The organism is Flavobacterium sp. WV_118_3 (assembly GCF_039778605.1).
Classification (GTDB): domain Bacteria; phylum Bacteroidota; class Bacteroidia; order Flavobacteriales; family Flavobacteriaceae; genus Flavobacterium.
Window position 1 is genome coordinate 2302322 of sequence record NZ_CP156060.1, and the last position, 23073, is coordinate 2325394.

Annotated in this window: 17 protein-coding genes and 2 tRNA genes; 14 read left to right on the forward strand and 5 right to left on the reverse strand. The window is 40.0% G+C overall.

The window, feature by feature from the left end; all coding sequences use genetic code 11:
- Position 1: 1 nt before the first annotated feature.
- The 13 genes from ABFU83_RS10845 (at position 2) to ABFU83_RS10905 (ending at position 17810) form a co-directional block, all read left to right on the forward strand.
- Positions 2-1015, forward strand: coding sequence for a MoxR family ATPase (locus ABFU83_RS10845; protein ID WP_347065882.1), 1014 nt, complete (start codon positions 2-4; stop codon positions 1013-1015).
- A gap of 32 nt (positions 1016-1047) precedes the next feature.
- Complete coding sequence (locus ABFU83_RS10850; RefSeq protein WP_347065884.1) at positions 1048-2379, forward strand: DUF58 domain-containing protein; 1332 nt, start codon at positions 1048-1050, stop codon at positions 2377-2379.
- A gap of 36 nt (positions 2380-2415) precedes the next feature.
- Entirely contained in the window at positions 2416-3627 is a 1212-nt protein-coding gene (locus ABFU83_RS10855) for an outer membrane beta-barrel protein (RefSeq protein ID WP_347065886.1), read from the forward strand.
- 110 nt (positions 3628-3737) lie between these two features.
- On the forward strand, positions 3738-4526 hold the full coding sequence (locus ABFU83_RS10860; protein ID WP_347065888.1) for an RNA methyltransferase: 789 nt from the start codon (positions 3738-3740) through the stop codon (positions 4524-4526).
- Positions 4527-4549: 23 nt separating this feature from the next.
- Positions 4550-6094, forward strand: a complete 1545-nt coding sequence (locus ABFU83_RS10865) for a serine hydrolase (RefSeq protein WP_347065889.1) — start codon at positions 4550-4552, stop codon at positions 6092-6094.
- Positions 6095-6222: 128 nt separating this feature from the next.
- Positions 6223-8442, forward strand: a complete 2220-nt coding sequence (locus tag ABFU83_RS10870) for a RelA/SpoT family protein (protein ID WP_347065891.1) — start codon at positions 6223-6225, stop codon at positions 8440-8442.
- A 186-nt stretch (positions 8443-8628) separates the two neighbouring features.
- A complete protein-coding gene (locus tag ABFU83_RS10875; RefSeq protein WP_347065893.1) occupies positions 8629-9078 on the forward strand; it encodes a transcriptional repressor in 450 nt (149 codons plus the stop codon).
- A 55-nt stretch (positions 9079-9133) separates the two neighbouring features.
- A complete protein-coding gene (locus ABFU83_RS10880) occupies positions 9134-10405 on the forward strand; it encodes an adenylosuccinate synthase (RefSeq protein ID WP_347065895.1) in 1272 nt (423 codons plus the stop codon).
- A 125-nt stretch (positions 10406-10530) separates the two neighbouring features.
- Complete coding sequence (locus ABFU83_RS10885; protein ID WP_347065897.1) at positions 10531-12195, forward strand: OstA-like protein; 1665 nt, start codon at positions 10531-10533, stop codon at positions 12193-12195.
- The gene (locus ABFU83_RS10890; RefSeq protein WP_347065899.1) at positions 12192-13379 is read left to right on the forward strand and encodes an aspartate aminotransferase family protein; all 1188 of its coding nucleotides are present in this window, start codon (positions 12192-12194) and stop codon (positions 13377-13379) included. Before ABFU83_RS10885 ends, ABFU83_RS10890 begins: the two co-directional genes overlap by 4 nt.
- A gap of 117 nt (positions 13380-13496) precedes the next feature.
- A complete protein-coding gene (locus tag ABFU83_RS10895) occupies positions 13497-14900 on the forward strand; it encodes a tetratricopeptide repeat protein (RefSeq protein WP_347065901.1) in 1404 nt (467 codons plus the stop codon).
- A gap of 72 nt (positions 14901-14972) precedes the next feature.
- Positions 14973-15731 carry a shikimate dehydrogenase gene (gene aroE / locus ABFU83_RS10900; RefSeq protein WP_347065903.1) on the forward strand — a complete coding sequence of 253 codons (759 nt, stop codon included), beginning with the start codon at positions 14973-14975 and terminating at the stop codon, positions 15729-15731.
- A gap of 186 nt (positions 15732-15917) precedes the next feature.
- Positions 15918-17810 carry a DUF349 domain-containing protein gene (locus tag ABFU83_RS10905; protein WP_347065905.1) on the forward strand — a complete coding sequence of 631 codons (1893 nt, stop codon included), beginning with the start codon at positions 15918-15920 and terminating at the stop codon, positions 17808-17810.
- A gap of 84 nt (positions 17811-17894) precedes the next feature.
- On the opposite strand, the gene typA is transcribed toward ABFU83_RS10905, so the two are convergent.
- The 5 genes from typA to proS all read right to left on the reverse strand — a co-directional run bounded on the left by typA (position 17895) and on the right by proS (position 21884).
- Positions 17895-19694, reverse strand: a complete 1800-nt coding sequence (typA, locus tag ABFU83_RS10910) for a translational GTPase TypA (protein WP_136402412.1) — start codon at positions 19692-19694, stop codon at positions 17895-17897.
- A 147-nt stretch (positions 19695-19841) separates the two neighbouring features.
- Positions 19842-20096: a 30S ribosomal protein S20 gene (gene rpsT / locus ABFU83_RS10915; protein WP_347065907.1), complete on the reverse strand. Its 255-nt coding sequence runs from the start codon at positions 20094-20096 to the stop codon at positions 19842-19844.
- 42 nt (positions 20097-20138) lie between these two features.
- Positions 20139-20210, reverse strand: a tRNA-Glu gene (locus tag ABFU83_RS10920).
- Between the two features lie 43 nt (positions 20211-20253).
- Positions 20254-20325 (reverse strand) — tRNA-Glu (locus ABFU83_RS10925).
- A gap of 80 nt (positions 20326-20405) precedes the next feature.
- Complete coding sequence (gene proS, locus ABFU83_RS10930) at positions 20406-21884, reverse strand: proline--tRNA ligase (RefSeq protein WP_347065908.1); 1479 nt, start codon at positions 21882-21884, stop codon at positions 20406-20408.
- A 101-nt stretch (positions 21885-21985) separates the two neighbouring features.
- On the opposite strand from proS, the gene ABFU83_RS10935 reads away from it, so the two are divergent.
- Positions 21986-23065, forward strand: coding sequence for a hypothetical protein (locus tag ABFU83_RS10935; RefSeq protein WP_347065910.1), 1080 nt, complete (start codon positions 21986-21988; stop codon positions 23063-23065).
- The last annotated feature ends 8 nt before the right edge of the window (positions 23066-23073 follow it).

The window sequence follows — 23073 nt, forward strand, 5'->3', positions numbered from 1 at the left end:
TATGGATACTTTTGAAAATACCCCAACCGAAGCACAAACCGAAAATGTAAACTTTGAAACCCGACTGGATCTTTCGGCGCTTTTAGAAAGTGTAACCCGAATCAAACAGGAACTGGCGACCGTAATCGTAGGTCAGGAAAAAATGATTGATCAGCTTTTAGCAGCGATCCTTTCCAACGGCCACGTATTATTGGAAGGTGTTCCCGGCGTAGCCAAAACCATTACCGCCAAACTTCTTTCGAAAACGCTGGCCTTACAATTTAACCGGATTCAGTTCACTCCCGATCTGATGCCTTCGGATATTCTGGGAACTTCTGTTTTCGACTTATCCAAATCGGCTTTTGAATTTAAAAAAGGACCTATTTTTTCCAATTTTATTCTAATCGATGAGATCAACCGCGCCCCGGCCAAAACGCAGGCGGCACTTTTCGAGGTGATGGAAGAACGCCAAATCACTATTGACGGCAAAACCTATCTGTTGGACACCCCTTTTTTGGTAATCGCGACTCAAAATCCAATCGAACAGGAAGGTACGTATCGTTTGCCGGAAGCGCAACTCGATCGTTTCCTTTTTAAAATCAACATCAACTATCCGAATCTGGAAGAGGAAATCGCGATTATCCAACGGGAAAATGCTTTACAAGACCGTAACAAACTGGAATCGGTACAACAAATCATCGCGCAAAGCGATATTCTAAATTATCAAAGTCTGATCAAACAAATACGGATTGAACCGAACCTGATCGAATATATTGCTAAAATCGTACTGAATTCCCGTGAAAATGCGTTCCTTTATCTGGGCGCTTCTCCCAGGGCTTCGATTGCTATCCTAAACGCATCAAAAGCATTTGCTGCGTTACGCGGTCGTGATTTTGTAAGTCCGGAAGATATTAAGGAAGCCGCGATACCGGTATTACAACACCGCGTGGTGGTGAGTCCGGAACGAGAAATGGAAGGCATCACCAGTGCCGAAATCATCAAACAGATTGTCGATACGGTTGAAATTCCAAGATAGGTCGTTACTGTTCATTTTTTATCATTATAGCTTTGAATTTCTTTAAACGATTATACCTCAACAACCTCTTTTTCTATACCCTGCTCGGGATTATAGCAAGCTTTGTGTTGGCTTACTTTTTCGAAGGATTGTATCGTGTGAGCTGGTTGTTGTTCTGGCTGTTACTCGCCTTTACGGGCATTGATATCCTATTGCTCTTTACCGCAAAGCAAGGGATAAAAGCCTCGCGTGTACTTCCGGAAAAATTGTCTAATGGCGATGAAAATCCCGTTACGGTAAAACTGAAAAGCGCGTATTCTTTTGATATCCGGCTAAAGATTATCGATGAAATTCCGTTCCAGTTTCAGGTACGTAATTTCGAAGTGAACCGTAAGCTTAACCGACACGAAAAAGACCATTTCCAATATTTCCTCCGTCCCACCGAACGGGGCGAATATTCTTTTGGCAATCTGAATGTCTATGTTGCCTCACCTTTACGCCTTGTTGCCAGACGTTTTACTTTTGATCACAATCAAACCCTTCCAACCTATCCGTCGTTTATACAGTTGCGAAAATACGATCTGATGGCTTTTTCGAATAACCTGTTCCAATATGGTGTAAAAAAAATAAGACGCATCGGCCATACGATGGAATTCGAACAAATCAAGGAATATGTTCCAGGCGATGATATTCGTACGTTAAACTGGAAGGCTACAGCCAAAAGGAATCAGCTGATGGTAAACCAATATCAGGACGAAAAATCGCAGAATGTTTATATGATCATCGATAAAGGGCGTACGATGAAAATGCCTTTTAACGGGTTAAGTCTGTTGGATTATTCGATTAATGCCTCACTCGCCTTGTCGAATGTCATTCTGAAAAAACAGGACAAAGCCGGGATGATGACGTTTTCCAAAAAAATTGAAAACCGCGTGGTGGCCGAACGACGTCAATCGCAGATGCACCTCATCATGGAAGCACTTTACAATATCCGAACAGATTTTTTCGAAAGTGACTTCGGTCGATTGTATGTCGATGTCAAAAAGAATATCAATCAACGTAGTCTTATTCTTTTGTATACCAATTTTGAGACACTCGACGGACTCTACAGACAGCTTCCGTATTTAAAAGGCATTGCCAAAAACCATTTACTGGTTGTGATCTTTTTTAACAACACCGAACTCAACCAACTGATCGATAAAAAAATAACCACCGTACAGGATGTATACGACCAGACTATCGCCGAAAAATTTGCCTTTGAAAAACGCCTGATTGTAAACGAACTTAAAAAATACGGTATCTATTCCGTATTAACCCAACCCGAACACTTAACACTCGACACTATCAATAAATATTTAGAAATTAAATCAAGAGGAATACTTTAAACAAACATCAAAACAAAACATTAAAACAAAACATTAATGAAAAAAATTTTACTATTTGCCTTATTACTGATTACTACCCTTACTACGCAAGCACAAATTAAATTTGAAGAAGGATACATTATTAAAAAAGGTAATGAACGAATGAGCTGCTGGATTAAAAATCTTGACTGGCGTAACAATCCAAAAGAAATCGAATACAAGCGCGAAGAAAATGGTACGGTAGAAACTGCCAATTGGTCCAATCTTAAAGAGTTCGGCTTTACCAATCAAAAAGTTAAGTTTATCAGTGCCTGGATTAAACTGGATCGTTCTTCCGAAAAACAAAATTCTTTAAGCCGATCTTCGGAACCTGTTTACAGCGAAGAAGGACAATTCCTAAGAGTTTTAGTGCAAGGGGATGCTTCTCTTTATTTATTTGAAGATGAAAATTCGTATAAATTTTTCTATTCCTATAATGGTTCCGAAATCGAACCGCTTATTTTCAAATCCTATCTTGAAGGTACTGAAATCAGAGCCAATGAGGAATATAAAAACCAACTCTATACCAACTTAAAATGTGAAGCCATCACCCGTGATTTGCTACGTGCCACTCGTTACCGTGATAACGATCTGATTGCCCTTTTTGAAAAATACAATACGTGTAAAAATCCATCCGAAGCCGCTACTACTTTTAAACAGGAGATTGTTCGAAAAAGCGCTTTACACCTTAGTGCGCGAATCGGCTTAAACACGACGTCAGCTTCTTTTGACAGTAATTCTAAAAACTTTGGTGAGCCCTATGTTGATTTTGGTAACAAAATGACATTCCGAATTGGTGCCGAATTAGAGTATATTTTACCGTTATACGGAAACAAATGGAGTCTGATTCTGGAACCAAGTTTCCAGTCTTACAAATCAGAAATCGTTCAGGATGGTTACACACATTCGCTTGATTATAAATCGCTTGATATTCCGGTTGGTGTTCGTTACTATATGCACTTAAACGACAAATCCGCTTTATTTATCAACGGTATCTTTAGCTATAATATTGATTTGGGTTCCAAACTTGTTTACACCGTTTACAAGCAACCTACAGAAGTCAATGTAGATCCTGTTTATAATTTTGGTATCGGTGCCGGTTTCCGTTTCTTAGAGCGTTTCAGTTTTGAATTGCGTTATGCAACAAACCGTAGCCTTGTTAATACCCAAACACAATACGACAGTAAATACAATACCACTTCATTTATCTTAGGATATCGATTATTCTAAAAAATAAAAATAGCAAGGATAGCTGTTATTCCTCCGGCTATCCTTGTTATATTTATAAATTTAAGTTTATTTTTACCCTAAAAAAATAACGTATCCATCATTTTACAACAATGAAGCAGATTAGTAGTGTACAGAATCCTTTTATTAAATCCTTGCTCCAGTTACAAGACAAAGCCAAAAACCGGAAACAATCCGGCACTTTCCTTATTGAAGGTCAGCGGGAAATAATGCTGGCACAAAAAGGTGGTTACCGACTTATTACTGTTTTATTTTCTCCGGAAATAATTTCACTTTCAGCTGTTAATCAACTAACGACATCAGATACTGAAATTATCGAAATCAGTAAAGAAGTCTACCAAAAACTGGCCTATCGTGATACGACGGAAGGTATTCTGGCCATAGCCGAATCGAAATCCTTGTCGTTATCCGATTTAAAACTGCGGAAAAATCCGCTTATTCTGGTAGCCGAAGCTCCGGAAAAACCGGGAAATATCGGTGCTTTATTACGAACTGCCGATGCGGCCAATCTGGATGCCGTTATTATTGCCAATCCCAAAAGCGACCTTTACAATCCGAATATCATCCGCTCGAGCGTGGGCTGTCTGTTTACCAGACCTATCGCCACCGGATCGACCGAAGACGTAATCGCTTACCTTAAAGAGCAGGATATCGCTATTTACTGCGCGACTTTACAAGATTCTACCTATTATCATACACAAGACTATACCGGTGCCACCGCGCTTGTAGTGGGGACAGAAGCCACCGGACTTACCGAAGCATGGCGTACCGCCAGTAAGCAGAATATTATCATCCCTATGGAAGGGGAAATCGATTCCATGAATGTTTCCGTTGCCGCTGCAATTCTAATCTTTGAAGCCAAAAGACAACGTCTCACATAAACAAAATTAATTATTGCATGATTATGAAAAAGTTTTTCTTTTTATTCTTATCCAGTTTTTCAATTTATGCCCAGATCAGTTCGCCCGAAATAGACGAACTGGTAAAAAAAACCCTGACGACTTTTGATGTCCCGGGAATTGCTGTTGCCGTTGTTAAAAATGGAAAAGTGATTCATTCCAAAGGTTATGGAGTAAAATCTATCAAAACAAAAGAAAAAGTAGACGAAAATACGTTATTCGGAATTGCTTCCAATAGTAAGGCTTTTACCACAGCCGCATTGGCCATACTCGTAGACGAGCATAAACTTGACTGGAATGATAAGGTCAAAAAATACATCCCGGAATTCCGGATGTATAACGACTATGTAACCAACGAATTTACCATTCTGGATTTACTAACACACCGTAGCGGATTGGGTCTTGGTGCCGGCGATTTAATGATCTGGCCGGACGGTCATGATTTTACCGCCAAGGATATTGTAAAAAACATTCAATACCTAAAACCGGTTTCCGGGTTCCGAACCAAATACGATTACGATAATCTGCTTTATGTCATTGCCGGGGAAGTGATTGAAAAAGTGAGCGGACAAAGCTGGGCCGAGTTTGTGGAACAGCATATTATGAAGCCGCTGGAAATGAATAATAGTGTCGGCTCCTGGTCGCGTTTAAAAGACACCACCAATTCTATCGTGCCTCATGTCCCTATAGACGGTAAATTACAGGTGATCAAACGGTATAAAAGTACCATTCTCGATGCGGCTGGTGGCATTTATTCCAGTGTTAACGACATGAGCAAATGGGCTTTGGTTCAATTACAACAAGGAAAGTATGGTCCAAACAAGGAAAAACAATTGTTTAGCGAACAGCAACACGACGAAATGTGGACACCACAGACCATTTTACCAAACAGTACCACGCCTCCTTATTATACATTATTTACAGCCTACGGTCTCGGATGGCAGTTAAACGATGTAAAAGGAAAATTACAGGTATCCCATACCGGCGGACTGGAAGGTATTGTGACGCAGGTAACCCTGCTTCCGGAACTGGAACTGGGTATTATTGTTTTTACCAACCAACAGTCGGGTGCCGCTTTTAATGCCATTACCAATACCATAAAAGACAGTTATCTGAATATCCCGTATACTGATTATGTATCCAAATACAGTCATCAAAAAATATCCCGGGAAGCCGAAGCCGATAAAGTTACCAACGAAGTATGGGAAACGGTGGCTTCCAATTTAAAAAATCGCAAGTTCAAACACAATTACGACAAGCTAACGGGAGTTTTTAAAGACAACTGGCTGGGCGAAGTGTCCATTGTAGCAAAAGGAAAAAAACTGCATTTTATCTCCAAACGTTCACCGCAATTATCCGGGGAAATATTCTTTTATAAAGACAACATCTACGCCGTAAAATGGTTTAACCGTTATTTTAATGCCGATGCTTTTATGTACCTGACCTATGATAATGACGGTAACTTACAGAATATTAAAATGGATGCCATTTCACCATTAACGGATTTTAGTTATGATTTCCAGGATCTGGATTTCAATCGTATCAAATAAATTCTCAAAACGCTCTATAGAGCGTTTTTTTTATGGCTCAAATTTTAACATTATTTAGCTGCGATTCGAGGTGCTGCACTTGCAAAAGTTATTTCTTTACACTAAATTTAGGAATTGAATGAATTGTTATGACTGAGATTGATTTAGAACAAGAAAACAAAGCAATTGCGCGAGAATACAAAGAACTACTTCGCATTAGTTACCAAACCCTTACCGAAGAAGATAAAAAACTGATCCGTAAAGCTTTTGATGTTGCTGTCGATGCACACAAAGATCAACGTCGTAAATCCGGAGAAGCCTATATCTTCCACCCTATTGCCGTGGCTAAAATTGTCGCCTCCGAAATCGGACTTGGTGCCACTTCCATTGCCGCAGCACTAATGCACGATGTGGTCGAAGATACCGATATCACGATTGAAGACATCGAAAAAATGTTCAATCCTAAAATCGCGCAAATTGTTGATGGGTTAACCAAAATAGCCAAGGTAAAAACCGATCAGGAAATCTCGATGCAAGCCGAGAATTTCCGTAAAATGCTATTGACATTAAATGACGACGTGCGTGTAATTTTAATCAAAATTGCAGACCGTTTACACAATATGCAGACCATGGAAAGCATGGCCGATTATAAGCAGGCGAAAATTGCCTCGGAAACCCTGTATATTTATGCTCCGCTGGCACATCGATTAGGGTTGTACAACATCAAAACGCAACTGGAAGATCTTGGACTAAAATATACCGAACCGGAAGTATACCAGGATATTGTAAGCAAAATGAAAGAGACCAAAGAAGAACAGGAAGCTTACATTAAATCCATTTCCGATGTACTTAAAAATTCGCTGGACGAAGAAGGCATTGACTATACCATGAAAGGTCGTCCTAAATCGATATACTCCATCCGCCGTAAAATGCTGGTTCAAGGAGTTACCTTTGATGAAGTTTACGACAAATTCGCCCTACGGATTATCTATCGTTCCAAGCCTCAGGAAGAAAAATTTCTGGCCTGGAAAATTTACTCGATTGTAACCGACCATTATCGTCCGAGTCCAAGCCGTTTGCGCGACTGGATTTCATCGCCGAAATCAACCGGTTATGAAGCCCTTCACATTACTGTTATGGGACCAAAAGGACGATGGGTGGAAATTCAGGTACGAAGTGAACGAATGGACGAAATTGCCGAAAAAGGATATGCGGCCCATTACAAATACAAACAAGGTGCTACCGAGGAAAATGGCCTTGACGTATGGCTAAACCAATTGCGCGAAGCGTTGGAAAATGCCGAAACCAATGCCGTGGATTTTGTAGAGGATTTCAAACTAAATCTGTATTCCAAAGAAATTTACATCTTTACCCCAAAAGGTGAAATCAAATCACTTCCAAAAGGTGCCACTTCGCTGGATTTCGCCTTTAGTATTCACTCCGAAATCGGAATGCATACCCGCGGAACGCGCGTTAACGGAAAACTCGTACCGCTTAATCATGTCCTGAATAGCGGCGATCAGGTTGAAATCATCACCTCTCAAAATCAAAAGCCTACGGCAAGCTGGCTGGATTATGTAACTACATCCCGTGCGCGCAATAAAATTAAAAGCGTGCTGAACGAAAGCACCAAGAAAATTGCCGAAGATGGTAAAGAGTTGTTAACCCGTAAATTAAAACATTTAAAAATTACGCTTAACGAAACCACCGTTAACGAATTGGTCAACTATTTCAAACTGCAAACCAGTCTCGATTTATTTTACCGTGTCGGAGCCGGCCTGATCGATAACCAACAATTAAAAGATTTTGCCGCGCAGAAAAATAATACATTGATCAACTTCTTTAAGAACAAGATCAAACGTTCCCCTAATGTCGCACCGGAACAGCTGCACCGTAATGAGATTATAAAAAATTACGACTTACTCGTTTTCGGTAAAGAACAGGAAAAACTGGATTACAAACTGTCCAGTTGCTGTAATCCGATTCCGGGTGACGATGTGTTCGGGTTTATCACGATCAACGAAGGGATTAAAGTACACCGAAAAGACTGTCCGAATGCGATTAGTTTACAGTCGAATTATGCCTACCGGATTATTCCGGCCAAATGGATCGATTCGTCTCAGGAAGAGTTTAAAGCCATTCTTAAAATCACCGGTATGGACACCTTAGGTCTAACCAACGAGCTAACCAAGGTTATTTCCAATCAGATGCACGTAAACATTCAGAGTATCGCCCTTAGCGGAGAAGCCGGAATTTTTAACGGACAGGTAACCGTGATCGTTCAAAACAATACGATCCTGAAAAAACTGATCGACAACATCAAAAAAATTGACGGTATCGACAAAGTTACCCGCGTTCACAAAAACTAAAAAAGCTTTATATTCACACTTCAGATAAGTACTTAATTCCCGTTAAGTACTTATTTCTTTTTAAGACGCTTCAGGTTTTCGTTAATAAAAAACTAAAATTTTCCGATTCCGGAACATTACCAGATTAAAACTTTACACTCCAAAAAATAAAGCTTATCTTTGCGGGTATTTCATACCAAACCTACTATGGAAAATAATAAGAATCAGGAAATTGTAAAAAGCGTATTCACTAAATATCTGGAAGAAAAAGGACACCGTAAAACACCGGAACGTTATGCTATTCTTCAGGAGATTTACGATAGCTCTGAGCATTTCGACATCGAATCCCTATATATCAAAATGAAAAACAAAAACTATCGTGTGAGCCGTGCAACGCTTTACAACACGATAGAATTATTATTGGAATGCGGTTTGGTTAGAAGACATCAGTTTGGACAAAATCAGGCACATTATGAAAAGTCTTATTTTGACAAACAACACGATCACATTATCATGACCGATACCGGCGAGGTGATCGAATTTTGCGATCCGAGAATACAGACTATTAAAAAAACGATTGAGGAAATTTTCGATATCGAAATTCACAACCACTCGTTATACCTGTACGGACAGAAAAAACAGCATAAAGAGAATTAACAACTACGCATACGACAAATAACTATATAAACACAAAACAACAAACAACAACAGAATGACCGTAGATTTGCTACTAGGATTACAGTGGGGAGACGAAGGAAAAGGAAAAATCGTTGACGTACTCACTTCAAAATACGACATTATTGCTCGTTTTCAAGGCGGACCAAACGCCGGACACACTTTAGAATTTGATGGAATTAAACACGTACTGCGAACCATTCCTTCCGGTATTTTCCACAAAAACTCCGTTAATATCATCGGAAACGGTGTCGTGATCGACCCGGTGGTTTTCCAGAAAGAACTGGAAGGCCTGGAAAAATTCAACATGGATATCAAATCCCGTTTGCTTATTTCCAGAAAAGCACATTTGATTTTACCAACACACCGTTTATTGGACGCCGCTTCGGAAGCTTCCAAAGGGAAAGCCAAAATCGGATCTACCCTTAAAGGAATCGGACCAACCTATATGGACAAAACCGGAAGAAACGGTTTGCGTGTAGGTGATATCGAACTTGCCGATTTCAAAGAACGCTACCGCACTTTGGCCGACAAGCACGAGGCCATGATCTCGTTTTATGACGTAGACATGCAATACAACCTGAAAGAACTGGAAGATGAGTTTTTTGCCGCTATCGAGGTTTTAAAAACACTTACGTTTATCGATAGTGAAGCATTCTTAAATCAAGCGATGAAAGATGGAAAATCGATCCTTGCCGAAGGCGCTCAGGGTTCCCTTTTGGATATCGATTTCGGAACCTATCCATTTGTGACTTCATCCAACACTACAGCCGCAGGTGCCTGTACCGGATTAGGTATCGCCCCGAACAAGGTAAAAGATGTTTTTGGTATTTTTAAAGCATACACTACCCGCGTAGGAAGCGGACCATTTCCAACCGAACTTCACGATGAGATCGGACAAACAATGGCACGTGTAGGAAATGAATTCGGATCGGTTACCGGAAGAGCCCGACGTTGCGGATGGTTGGATCTTGTAGCCTTGAAATATGCAATTCAGGTGAATGGTGTTACACAATTGTATATGATGAAAGGCGACGTACTTTCCGGTTTCGATACCTTAAAAGTATGCACAGGTTACACTTACAAAGGCGAAACCATCAACCATTTACCCTATAACATCGAACCGGAAAACGTAACTCCGGTTTATGTAGAGAAAAAAGGATGGAAAGCCGACCTAACCGGAATGACCACTTACGAACAACTTCCGGCCGAATTAAAAGAATATATCGAATTTATCGAAAATGAAGTCGAAGTACCAATCAAAGTGATTTCGGTTGGTCCCGACAGAACACAAACGATTCTGAAATAATCTGAAAACGCTTCCAAACGGAGGCGTTTTTTTATTTTTTCCATATTTTAATTATTTAATAAATTATTCTTAATTAAAAATCCCGTTCGTAGATTTTACTTAAATTTGGCACAAAATTTCAGACTTTGAAGCAATTCTTTCTTTTTCTTATAAGTTTCAGTATTTGGTGTTCTACTTCGGCAGTGGCACAACAAAAAAAAACAATCCAGATTATCCATACGGATTTCACCGACAGTAATCAAAATGAAATCCCGGGCGCTTCTATTCTTACCGGTAATGTTCAGATCGAACATGATGGCGTATTGATCAACTGTAACAAACTCTACTTTTTCGAAAAAGAAAATTACGCCAAGGCTTTTGGTAATGTAATCATGAACCAGGGCGACACCATTTTTATGAATAGCCGTTATGCCGAATACAACGGCAACGAAAAGTTTGCCTATGCTTCCGGTGAGGTTATCTTGCGTTCACCCGAATCGACTTTAACCACCGATACGTTAAATTTTGACCGGAATATCCAACAGGCTTACTACAATTCCTACGGTACCATTATCAACAAAGACAATACGCTAAAAAGCAAATCCGGTCGTTATTTTCTGACCGAAAAAAAATACCAGTTCCTTACCGCGGTAACCGTAACCAATCCACAGTGCGTGATCAAATCCAATCACCTGGATTTTTACGACAATTCCGGACATGCCTATGTTTTCGGTCCGTCTACAATTACGAGTAAAGACAATGTGATTTACACCGAAAGAGGGTTTTACGACACCAAAAAGGATCTGGCAACACTAACCAAAAATTCCACGATTAAATACGACAACAGGCTTATTAAAGGCGATAAGATATTTTACGATCGGAAACGGGATTTTTCCTCCGCCACAGACAATGTCAAAATCACCGACACCATCAACAAAATGATTGTCCGCGGACATTATGCCGAAGTGTATAAAAAACAGGATTCCATGTTTATCACCAAAAAAGCACTACTTTCCAGTCTGGTCGAAAACGATTCGGTGTATATCCATGCCAAAAAATTACTGGTTACCGGAAAACAGGGTGAACGGATCGTCCGTGGTTTTAACAACGCCCGTATCTACAAAATTGATATGAGCGGAAAATGTGATTCGATTCATTCCGATCAGAAAAAAGGATTAACCCAACTTATTGGGAAACCGGTACTGTGGAACAATGAAAGCCAAATGACTGGCGACGTGATTCATCTTATCGGCAATAATCAAACTGAAAAACTGGATTCCTTAAAAGTACTCAACAATGCTTTTATCGTACAAAAAGATACACTGGGAACCGGCTATAATCAAGTAAAAGGACAAGACTTATTCGGTAAATTCAAAGACAATAAACTTTCCACCGTCGATTTAGTCAAAAATACCGAAAAGATCTACTATATGTATAACGACAAAAACGAGCTGGAAATGATCGACAAAGGCGTTAGCAGTCGGATACATCTCGAACTGGAAGACAATAAAATACAAACCATGACCGCCTATGTCGATCCGAAAAGCGACAGTTATCCACCGGATCAGTTTCCGGAAAATGCACGGAAACTACGCGGTTTTGTCTGGCGTGGCGACGAACGCATCAAATCCAAAGACGACATCTTTCCACCGGAAGAACTCGCCTTGGACGCACAAATATTAAAAGAAAGCCTTGCTAAAGATCTCGAAAATGAAAAGCCAATGGAAGCCAGCAAAGAGACATTAGAATACGGCAAGCCTCCTAAAAAAGAAAAAGCGAAAGCAAAAGCGAAAAACACCAAGAAAAAATGATTCAGGATTTCTATAAATACCAGGCGCAAACTTCCCCGCACCCGTTAGCCATGGAAGTTTCACACGCCAAAGGTTCTTATATTTACGATACTACAGGAAAAAAATACCTCGATTTTGTTGCCGGCGTTTCGGCTTGTACATTAGGACACCAACATCCACGTGTAACCAATGCTATTAAAGACCAACTGGACAAATACGCCCATGTAATGGTATATGGTGAATATGCACAGGATCCGTCGGTTTCTCTTTGTAAATTGCTGGCTGAAAATATGCCACCCAAATTAAACAAGACCTATTTGGTTAATTCCGGAACGGAAGCTACTGAAGGCGCGCTAAAATTAGCCCGTCGTGCAACCGGCAGAAGTCAGCTGATCTCCTGTTTTAATGCCTACCATGGCAATACTATGGGATCAATGAGCGTAATGGGCTTTGAAGAGCGCAAACAAGTATTCCGTCCTTTGATTCCCGATGTGGATTTTATCACATTTAACAACGAAGAAGATTTACAAAAAATAACAACCAAAACCGCCGGAATTATCCTCGAAACCATTCAGGGTGGTGCCGGTTTTGTTCAACCGTTTGACGGCTTTCTAACGAAGGTACGCCAACGTTGCGACGAAGTGGGTGCTATGATGATTTTAGACGAAATCCAGCCCGGTTTCGGAAGAACCGGAAAATTATTCGGCTTCCAGAATTACGATGTCGTTCCGGATATCGTAGTTATGGGTAAAGGAATGGGTGGCGGTATGCCGGTTGGTGCTTTTACAGCCAACGAAAAGCATATGGATCTTTTAAGTCACGACCCTAAACTAGGACATATTACGACTTTTGGAGGTCATCCGGTGATCGCAGCTGCGTGTCTGGCAACTTTACAGGAATTAGTCGAAACGGATTTGATGGAACAGGCATTGGAAAAAGAAAAATTATTCCGTAAATTATTGGTACATCCGTTGATCACCGAAATTCGTGGCGAAGGTTTAATGCTGGCTCCCATGACAGAAAGTCCTGAAATCACCAATAAAGTCATTTTTAAATGTCAGGAAAAAGGATTGATTTTATTCTGGTTATTATTTGAAGGCCGTGCCATACGCATTACACCTCCCCTGACGCTTTCCAACGAAGAAATCGAAGAAGGATGTGGCATCATTATTGAAGCTATGAATGAAGTCATGAACGAGATGTAATCCCTTGTGAACAACCAAGAATTGTTAATTAAATTGTTCACAACATATCATCCCGATTTCTGAAAAAACAACAAACCTTTCCTAATTTTAATAAGGATAATTTTAAACAACTGGAGTATGAATTTGAGTCACGAGGAAGAAGATAATAGTTTATCCTTATCAAAGTTCGAATCAATGTTGAAAACTAACAAGGTATTCTTCTTTGACTCCGAAGAGTTTGAAGATATCATTCTTCATTATCTCGATACGGGTAAAATCAATTTAGCCAAAAAAGCCCTGAAACTGGGGCTGGAACAACATCCAAAATCAACCGGTTTAAAACTGGTTCAGGTGGAGCTTCTGGTTTTTGACGACAAGCTGGACATAGCCGAAAAATTATTAAATGATTTATACGCTATCGAACCAACCAACGAAGAAATCTATATTCAGAAAGCCAATATTTATTCCAAAAAAGACCAGCACGACAAAGCCGTAGAGCTTTTACAGATCGCTTTACGCTATACCGACGATTATGCCGATGTATATTCGCTTATCGGTATGGAGTACCTTTTTATGGACAATCTGGAACTGGCCAAGGAAAACTTTATCAAGTGTCTGGAAAACGACACCGAAGATCATTCCGCTTTATACAACGTAGTCTATTGTTTCGATTTTCTGGATCAGAACGACGATGCGATTCTTTTCTTAAACGGTTTTATCGACCGTAATCCGTATAGTGAAGTAGCCTGGCATCAATTAGGTCGCCAGTATTATACGGTAAAAAACTACGAGCAGGCGGTTCGCGCTTTCGATTATGCCACGCTAATTGATGAAAGTTTTTTAGGGGCCTATCTCGAAAAAGCCAAAGCACTGGAAAAACTAAAAAAATACCAGGAAGCGATCGATTGTTACAACATCACTATGGAATTGGACGATCCGACGTCTTTTGCACTTTTACGCATCGGAAAATGCCACGAACGCCTTGGAAGAACCGATGTTGCGCTACAGTTTTATTTAAAAACGGTACACGAAGATCCGTTGTTGGATAAAGCCTGGATTGCAATAACCGATTTTTATATCCGTCAGCGCAATTTCCAGAAAGCCCTGTACTATGTTAACAAAGCAATTGGCATTGACAACGAAAACAAACTGTATTGGAAACGCTATGGCGCCATCAACAAACAGTTGAGCTTTTTTGAAGAAGCCGAATATGGTTACCGCAAAGCCGTAGAGTTTGGCGATTACCAACTGGATACCTGGTTGTTCTGGGTTGATTTGCTGCAATTTTTAGGTGAATTCGACAGTGCTGTACAAACCTTATTGCAGGCATCGGAGTTTTTCCCGGAAGAATACGAAATCGAATACCGTTTGGCCGGATTGTACTATATGCTTCACGACGAAGAAAAAGGAAAAGTCCACTTAAGTAACGGTTTGCGATTAAACTTTAACAATCATACACTTTTGGAAGAATTATTCCCGGTAATCTGGAATCAGAAAGCGATTCGTATACAGATCGAAGAGTATCAGAAATTAAACGAATAAGACGCATCCAAATACCATATTTTACCAGTATCTTTACGGTTAATTGATTCATTTAATTAACCGTTTTTTATTATGAAAAAAGTTAAGAAAAGGAAATTCGGCTTAGTCGGAAAAAACATCAGTTATTCATTTTCGAAAAAATATTTTACCGAAAAATTCGAAAACCTCGGACTTAACAACCATAGTTATGTCAATTTTGATATCGCTACTATCGAAGCGTTTCCCACTATCCTTTCCGAAACTAAAAACCTAAAAGGAATGAACGTTACCATTCCGTATAAAGAGGCTGTAATTCCGTTTTTAGGCAAACTTTCTAAAAATGCAGCCGTAATTGGTGCCGTAAACACCATTCGTATTACCAAAAAAGGTGAAACCAAAGGCTATAACACCGATTTTTACGGTTTTAAAAAAGCCTTAAAACCGATGCTTAAAAAACACCACCAAAAAGCCCTTATCCTGGGAACTGGCGGTGCCAGTAAAGCCGTAGCCTACGCGTTACAGAAATTAAAAATTGAATACGACTTCGTTTCCCGGAATGCTACCGAATGTGAATATTCGTATAGCGAACTGAACGATACTCTTTTTAACGAATATCAAATCATTATCAACACCACGCCACTAGGCACATTTCCGAATATACAGGATTGTCCGGAACTGAATTACTCCCTTTTTACCGACAAACACATTGCGTTTGATCTGGTTTATAATCCCGAAGAAACCGAATTCTTAAAACGAGCGCGATCGCAAGGGGCCAAAATTAAAAATGGCTTCGACATGCTCGTTTTTCAGGCGGAAAAAGCCTGGGATATCTGGACTGAAAAACAAAAATAAAGACGGCTTTTTAACCGTCTTTATTTTTTTACTTTTGGTATCAGCACTTACAAAAGTGCAAAAAAACTGACATCAGATATCGCTTTATAGCAAAAAATACGCACTTTATCCCATTTTTCTTTTGCCTTTTCCGTATGCTTTTAGTATCTTTCCACTCAATTAATGTTAAACTTAAGCATTTCAACAATGTTAGAAGAAAAGAATGATAACCTGCCAGAGGCAGACGGACAGGAACAAATTAAAGGCGAAGAAACCGTTCCAACAGCAGAACAATCTGCCATAGAAGCCATCGAAAATTCCAATGCCGAGGAAGGCGAAGACGATGCCATTTCCGAAGGTCATGATATCCCGATGCTTCACTATGAAGCCATGTCTATGGAGGAATTGGTTGCCGAACTTGAAAAACTGATGACCAATCAGAAGGTGGTATCCATCCGAAACCACGTAGAGGAAATCAGAAAAGATTTTATGGACAAATACCATCACTTTATCGATGAGAAAAGAGATGAATACAGCCATGAAAATAACGGTGATGTGACCGGTTTTGACTATCACTATCCGTTAAAAAACAAATTCGACTCTATCTACAATCACTATAAAGACTTAAAAAACCAGCACTTCAAACAGCTTCAAAACAACCTGAAACACAACCTGGATGTTCGTCAGGCAATTATTGAAGAACTGAAAAGTCTGATCGACAATCCGGGAGAAAGCATTCAGGACACTCTAAAAAGTGTAAATGAATTGCGTGAGCGTTGGAAAAATGCCGGTCCGATCCCGCGTGACAAATACAACCACGTATGGAATAATTTCCATTTCCATATCGAGCGTTTTTACGACCACCTGCATTTGGATCGTGAGGCACGTGATTTGGATTTCAAACACAATCTGGAGCAAAAACAAAAAATCATTGCACGCGTTGAAGAATTGGTAAACGAAAGCGATGTAACCAAAGCTTTCCGCGAATTACAATCGTTACATAAAATCTGGAAAGAAGAAATTGGCCCCGTATCCCGCGAACACCGTGAGGAATTATGGAATAAATTTAGCGAACTAACCCGTCAGTTACACGACAAACGGGAAGCACTGGTAGCCAAAGCCAAAGAAAAAGAAGAAGAAAATCTGGCTAAGAAAAAGGAAATCATCGCACAAATTGAAGCCGTTTCCAATGAAACTATTACCGCTCACAGCGCATGGCAAGGTCAGATTGAAAAAATAGAAGCCTTACGAACGGCTTTCTTCCAAACCGGAAAAGTACCACAGGAAGTAAACGAAGACACCTGGACTGCTTTTAAAAACGCTGTTCGCAATTTTAACGCTCAGAAGAACTCGTTCTACAAAGACATCAAAAAAGACCAACAGGACAACCTGAATAAAAAACTGGCTTTAGTTGAAAAAGCCAATTCTTTAAAAGATAACGACGATTTTAATGCTACAACCCCGATCATGAAGCAAATCCAGGAAGAATGGAAAAAGATCGGACATGTGCCGCGTAAATATTCCGATAGCATCTGGAAAGACTTTAAAGACGCTTGTAATCATTATTTCGATCGATTACATGCGAAGCGCAACGAAGCCAATTCGGAAGAAGTGGATGCCTTTGAAAAGAAAAAGAACTATCTGGATCAATTAAAAGACTTCCAGTTAACCGGAGAACACAAAGCCGACCTTGATGCTATCAAACTGCATATCGAGAACTGGAAAGGTTTTGGACGCGTGCCACACGCCCGTCGTCATATCGAAGGGAAATTCAACAAAATACTGGATGCTTTATTCGACAAATTAAGCTTATCGAAAAAAGAAGCTGAAATGGTGAAATTCAACAACCGTTTGGAGCAATTGGCCGATAGTGATGACTCCCGAAAACTGGAAAACGAGCAGATCTTTATCATGCGTAAGATTGACGAAGTTCAAAGCGAAATTTTCCAATTGGAGAACAACATTCAGTTTATTTCCAACGCCAAGGCAGACAATCCTTTTATTAAAGAGATCAACAAAAACATTGATCGCCATAAGGAAGAATTAAAAACCTGGAAAGATAAGTTAAAACAAATTCGTAGTTTAAAACAACAGGAATAATATATTACAAAAAAGACCGGAAATCCGGTCTTTTTTTATAGCTATAAAAAAAACCGCTTTAAAAGCGGTTTTTTATTTTTATGATTAGTCGATTTTAAATCGTTTTCGATCATTTTCGTTCAAATAAATCTTACGAAGACGTAATGATTTTGGTGTCACCTCTACATACTCGTCTTTTTGGATGTATTCTAATGCTTCTTCTAAAGAGAATTTGATTGCCGGAATAATTCGGGCTTTATCATCTGCTCCGGAAGAACGTACGTTGGTTAATTTTTTCGTTTTGGTTACGTTTACCACCATATCATCTCCACGAGAGTTCTCACCGATCACCTGACCTTCATAAATATCCTCGTTTGGATCAACAAAGAATTTACCACGATCCTGTAATTTATCGATTGAATACGGAATCGCTTTACCGTTTTCCATCGAAATTAACGATCCGTTAATACGTCCTGCGATTTCACCTTTAAACGGTTGATATTCCAGGAATCGGTGTGCCATAATCGCTTCACCAGCCGTAGCCGTTAGCAATTGGTTACGCAATCCGATAATTCCTCGTGACGGAATATAGAATTTAATGATCATACGGTCACCTTTTGGCTCCATACTCAACATTTCACCTTTACGTAAGGTTACGAATTCTACCGCTCTACCGGAAAGATTTTCTGGTAAGTCGATTGTTAATTCCTCAACCGGTTCACATTTAACACCGTCAATTTCTTTGATGATTACCTGTGGCTGTCCGATTTGTAATTCGTATCCTTCACGACGCATTGTTTCGATTAATACCGACAAGTGTAGTACACCACGTCCGAAAACCAAAAATTTATCAGCACTATTGGTTTCATTCACACGTAATGCCAGGTTTTTCTCCAATTCTTTAGTCAATCTGTCTTTAATGTGACGGGAAGTTACAAATTTCCCTTCTTTTCCAAAGAATGGCGAATCGTTAATCGTAAACAACATACTCATTGTTGGCTCATCGATTGCGATAGTTGCCAATGCTTCCGGATTTTCAAAATCAGCAACAGTATCCCCGATTTCAAATCCTTCCAATCCCACGATCGCACAAATATCACCTGCTACAACCTGATCGATTTTACGTCTTCCGATTCCTTCAAAAACGTGTAATTCTTTAATCTTAGATTTGATTACTTTTCCATCACGTTTTACCAAAGACACATTCATTCCTTCTCTTAATTCTCCTCTTTGTAAACGTCCGATAGCGATACGTCCGGTAAAGCTTGAGAAATCCAAAGAAGTGATCAACATCTGTGGCGTTCCTTCTGATACTTTTGGAGCCGGAATATGTTCCAACACCATGTCTAGTAAAGGCTCGATGTTTTCCGTCTGGTTTTTCCAGTCGGTCGACATCCAGTTATTTTTAGCAGAACCATAAACGGTTGGGAAATCCAACTGCCACTCTTCTGCTCCTAATTCAAACATTAAGTCAAATACTTTTTCATGAACTTCTTCCGGAGTACAGTTTTCTTTATCCACTTTGTTTACCACCACACATGGTTTTAATCCTAAGTCGATCGCTTTCTGTAATACGAAACGTGTTTGTGGCATTGGTCCTTCGAAGGCATCCACCAACAACAATACACCATCGGCCATGTTTAATACACGTTCTACTTCTCCACCAAAATCGGCGTGGCCCGGAGTATCGATAATGTTAATCTTTGTCCCTTTGTAGGTCACCGATACGTTCTTAGAGGTAATTGTAATCCCTCTTTCACGTTCCAAATCGTTGTTATCAAGAATTAAGTCTCCGGTATTCTCGTTTTCACGGAATAACTGACAGTGATACATGATTTTGTCAACCAAAGTTGTCTTTCCGTGGTCAACGTGAGCGATAATTGCAATGTTTCTGATAGAAGTCATAAATAATTTTTGAGGGTGCGAAATTACAATTTATTTTTTAATAAACATGCTAATTTTTAAGTAGTTAGCAAAATAATAACAAAATAATAACAACAAAAAAAGCTCTCGTCAAAGAGAGCTTGGTTTTTATATCGTGTTTCAATTAGCTTAAGCTAATTTAGCAACGTGCTTCGTTAGTTTTGATTTCAAGTTAGAAGCTTTGTTATCATGGATAACATTTTTCTTAGCTAACTTGTCGATCATAGAGATAACTGCAGCTAATTTAGCTGACGCTTCTGCTTTATCAGTTGCCATACGTAAAGCTTTGATCGCGTTACGTGTAGTTTTATGTTGGTATCTGTTTAATACTCTTTTCTTTTCGTTGCTTCTGATTCTTTTTAAAGCCGACTTATGATTTGCCATTTTCTTAAAATTGATTAAGTCTTTTTACATTTCTTTTTTTCGTAGTCCGTAGGGGAATCGAACCCCTGTTACCAGGATGAAAACCTGGCGTCCTAACCCCTAGACGAACGGACCATTATTTCAATAAATTTCGTATTAACCGCGTAATACTCTTTTGTAGTCCGTAGGGGAATCGAACCCCTGTTACCAGGATGAAAACCTGGCGTCCTAACCCCTAGACGAACGGACCTTTATTGCTTTATTGCGGATGCAAAAGTACAACATTTTTTCAATCTCGCAAGAACAACTCTATTTTTTTTCGATTTTTTTTTAGTACGCTTTCGCAAAAAACACCCTACCTTTTGATAGCGAACCCGTTAGCACACATTTGCCTTCTTCTTCTTTTCTATCCAATGGAATACAACGAATCGTAGCTTTGGTAAGTTCTTTAATCTTTTCTTCGGTTTCTGCCGTTCCATCCCAATGCGCCGAAACAAATCCGGTTTTATTTTCAAGTACGTCTTTAAACTCCTCAAACGTATTTACCTCGGTTATATGCGTATTTCGGAATGCTAATGAACGTGTAAACATTTCTTCCTGGATCGTCTCCAACAAGTCCTGAATATACGTCACTACACCGTCTTTCGCAACCACTTCTTTTGTCAAAGTGTCGCGTCGGGCAATTTCATAAGTTCCATTCTCCAAATCGTTTGGACCAATAGCTATTCGCACCGGCACTCCTTTCAACTCATATTCATTGAATTTCCATCCTGGCTTATGCGTCGTACGGTCGTCGTATTTTACAGCAATTTTCAGTTTACGCAATTGCTTTACCAATTCGTTTACCTGAGCCGAGATTGCTTCCAATTGCTCGTCGTTTCTATGAATCGGAACAATAACTACCTGAATTGGCGCTAAGTTTGGCGGCAACACCAGACCATTATCATCGGAATGTGTCATTACCAGAGCCCCCATCAAACGGGTCGAAACACCCCAAGACGTTCCCCATACATGCTCCTGTTTCCCTTCGGCATTGGAGAATTTCACATCAAACGCTTTGGCAAAATTTTGACCCAAAAAGTGTGACGTACCGGCCTGTAATGCTTTCCCATCCTGCATTAACGCTTCGATACAATAGGTCTCATCTGCTCCTGCAAAACGCTCCGTTTCCGTTTTAACTCCTTTTACTACCGGAATAGCCATAAAGTTTTCTACAAAATCAGCATATACATTCATCATTTGTACCGACTCTGACAATGCTTCCTGTTTCGTAGCATGCGCCGTATGTCCTTCCTGCCATAAAAATTCAGCTGTTCGCAAAAACAAACGCGTTCTCATTTCCCAACGCACTACATTCGCCCATTGATTGATTAACAATGGTAAATCACGATAGGATTGCACCCATCCTTTATAGGTACTCCAAATAATTGCTTCACTGGTTGGACGAACAATTAATTCTTCTTCCAGTTTTGCATTTGGATCTACTATTAATTTTCCTTTATTCTCAGGATCATTTGTCAGCCTGTAATGCGTTACAATCGCACACTCTTTCGCAAATCCTTCAGCATTTTTCTCTTCTGCCTCAAACATACTTTTGGGAACAAACAACGGAAAATATGCGTTCTGATGTCCTGTTTCTTTAAACATTCTATCCAATTCGGCTTGCATTTTTTCCCAAATAGCATAACCGTATGGCTTGATAACCATACAACCTCTAACTCCTGAATTCTCAGCCAGGTCTGCTTTGACAACCAGTTCGTTATACCATTTCGAATAATCCTCTGATCGTTTTGTTAAGTTCTTACTCATTTTGATTAGTTTGGCACAAATATTGTTTTACTTATTTTAACTAAATAGTTTGACAAAACTAACTATTTTTGTGTTGTCCAACAATAAAAATACCCAGAGATATGAAAACTTATTACCTATCCAGCAGAAAACTATCCATTTACTCCGTAATTGGATTCTTCGGACTTGTGGTATCCTCCTGTGGTTCTTACCAAAACGCGTCTTATTACGATCATGACGGTGTTTACGGTTCTGAAAGACCGCGAAGTGATTACAACAACAGATACAGCGAACAGAACATGGCGCAGGCCAATAATTACAAAAACTACTTCAGCGACCTTCAGAAAGATGCTAACAACGGTATTTTTACAGATGTGGACAATTACTCTTCTCAAGGTCAGCAGGATTCTATCTCAAGTGTAACAGCAAACCGCGATCAGTATGCCGGCACTACCGGATATGCCGGATGGGGTGACAATTCAAGTAATGTTACTGTTAACGTATACAACAACGATTCCTGGTACTGGAACAGAGGTTACTGGAATTCCTGGTACACTCCTTATTACGGATGGGGATGGAATGGCGGTTACTACGGTTCCGGATGGAGCATCGGTCTTGGATGGGGTTGGAATTCCTGGTATGGACCAAACTACGGATGGGGTTGGAATAACTGGTACGGACCGGGATGGGGCTGGAACAGTTGGTATGGCCCGGGATGGTACAATGGCTACTACAACAACCGCGTTTATTATGGCGGAACAAGAGGCGGATCGGCCTACTATAACGGACGCTATAACAACTCCATATATGGATATAATAATGCCGGAACCCGCAATTACAACAGCCGTAGAGATGTTGACTTTAACCGAACTTACGGTACCGGAACAAGAGATTACAACAATTACAACAACGGAACCCGTAACTATAATAACGGAACGCGAAATTACAACAATGGCGCTACACGGGATTACAACAACACGAACAGTTCCGGAACCCGTAATTATAATTACAACAATAATAACTCAGGAACCCGTAATTACAATTATAACAACTCCAACAATAGCGGAACCCGTAGCAACAGCAACTATTCTGCTCCTACACGAAGCTATAATTCCGGAGGTAACTTTGGCGGTTCCCGTGGTGGCGGAAGCTTCGGCGGCGGCGGCGGCGGTGGAAGATCCGGCGGTGGCGGAAGACGTTAATCAAATCC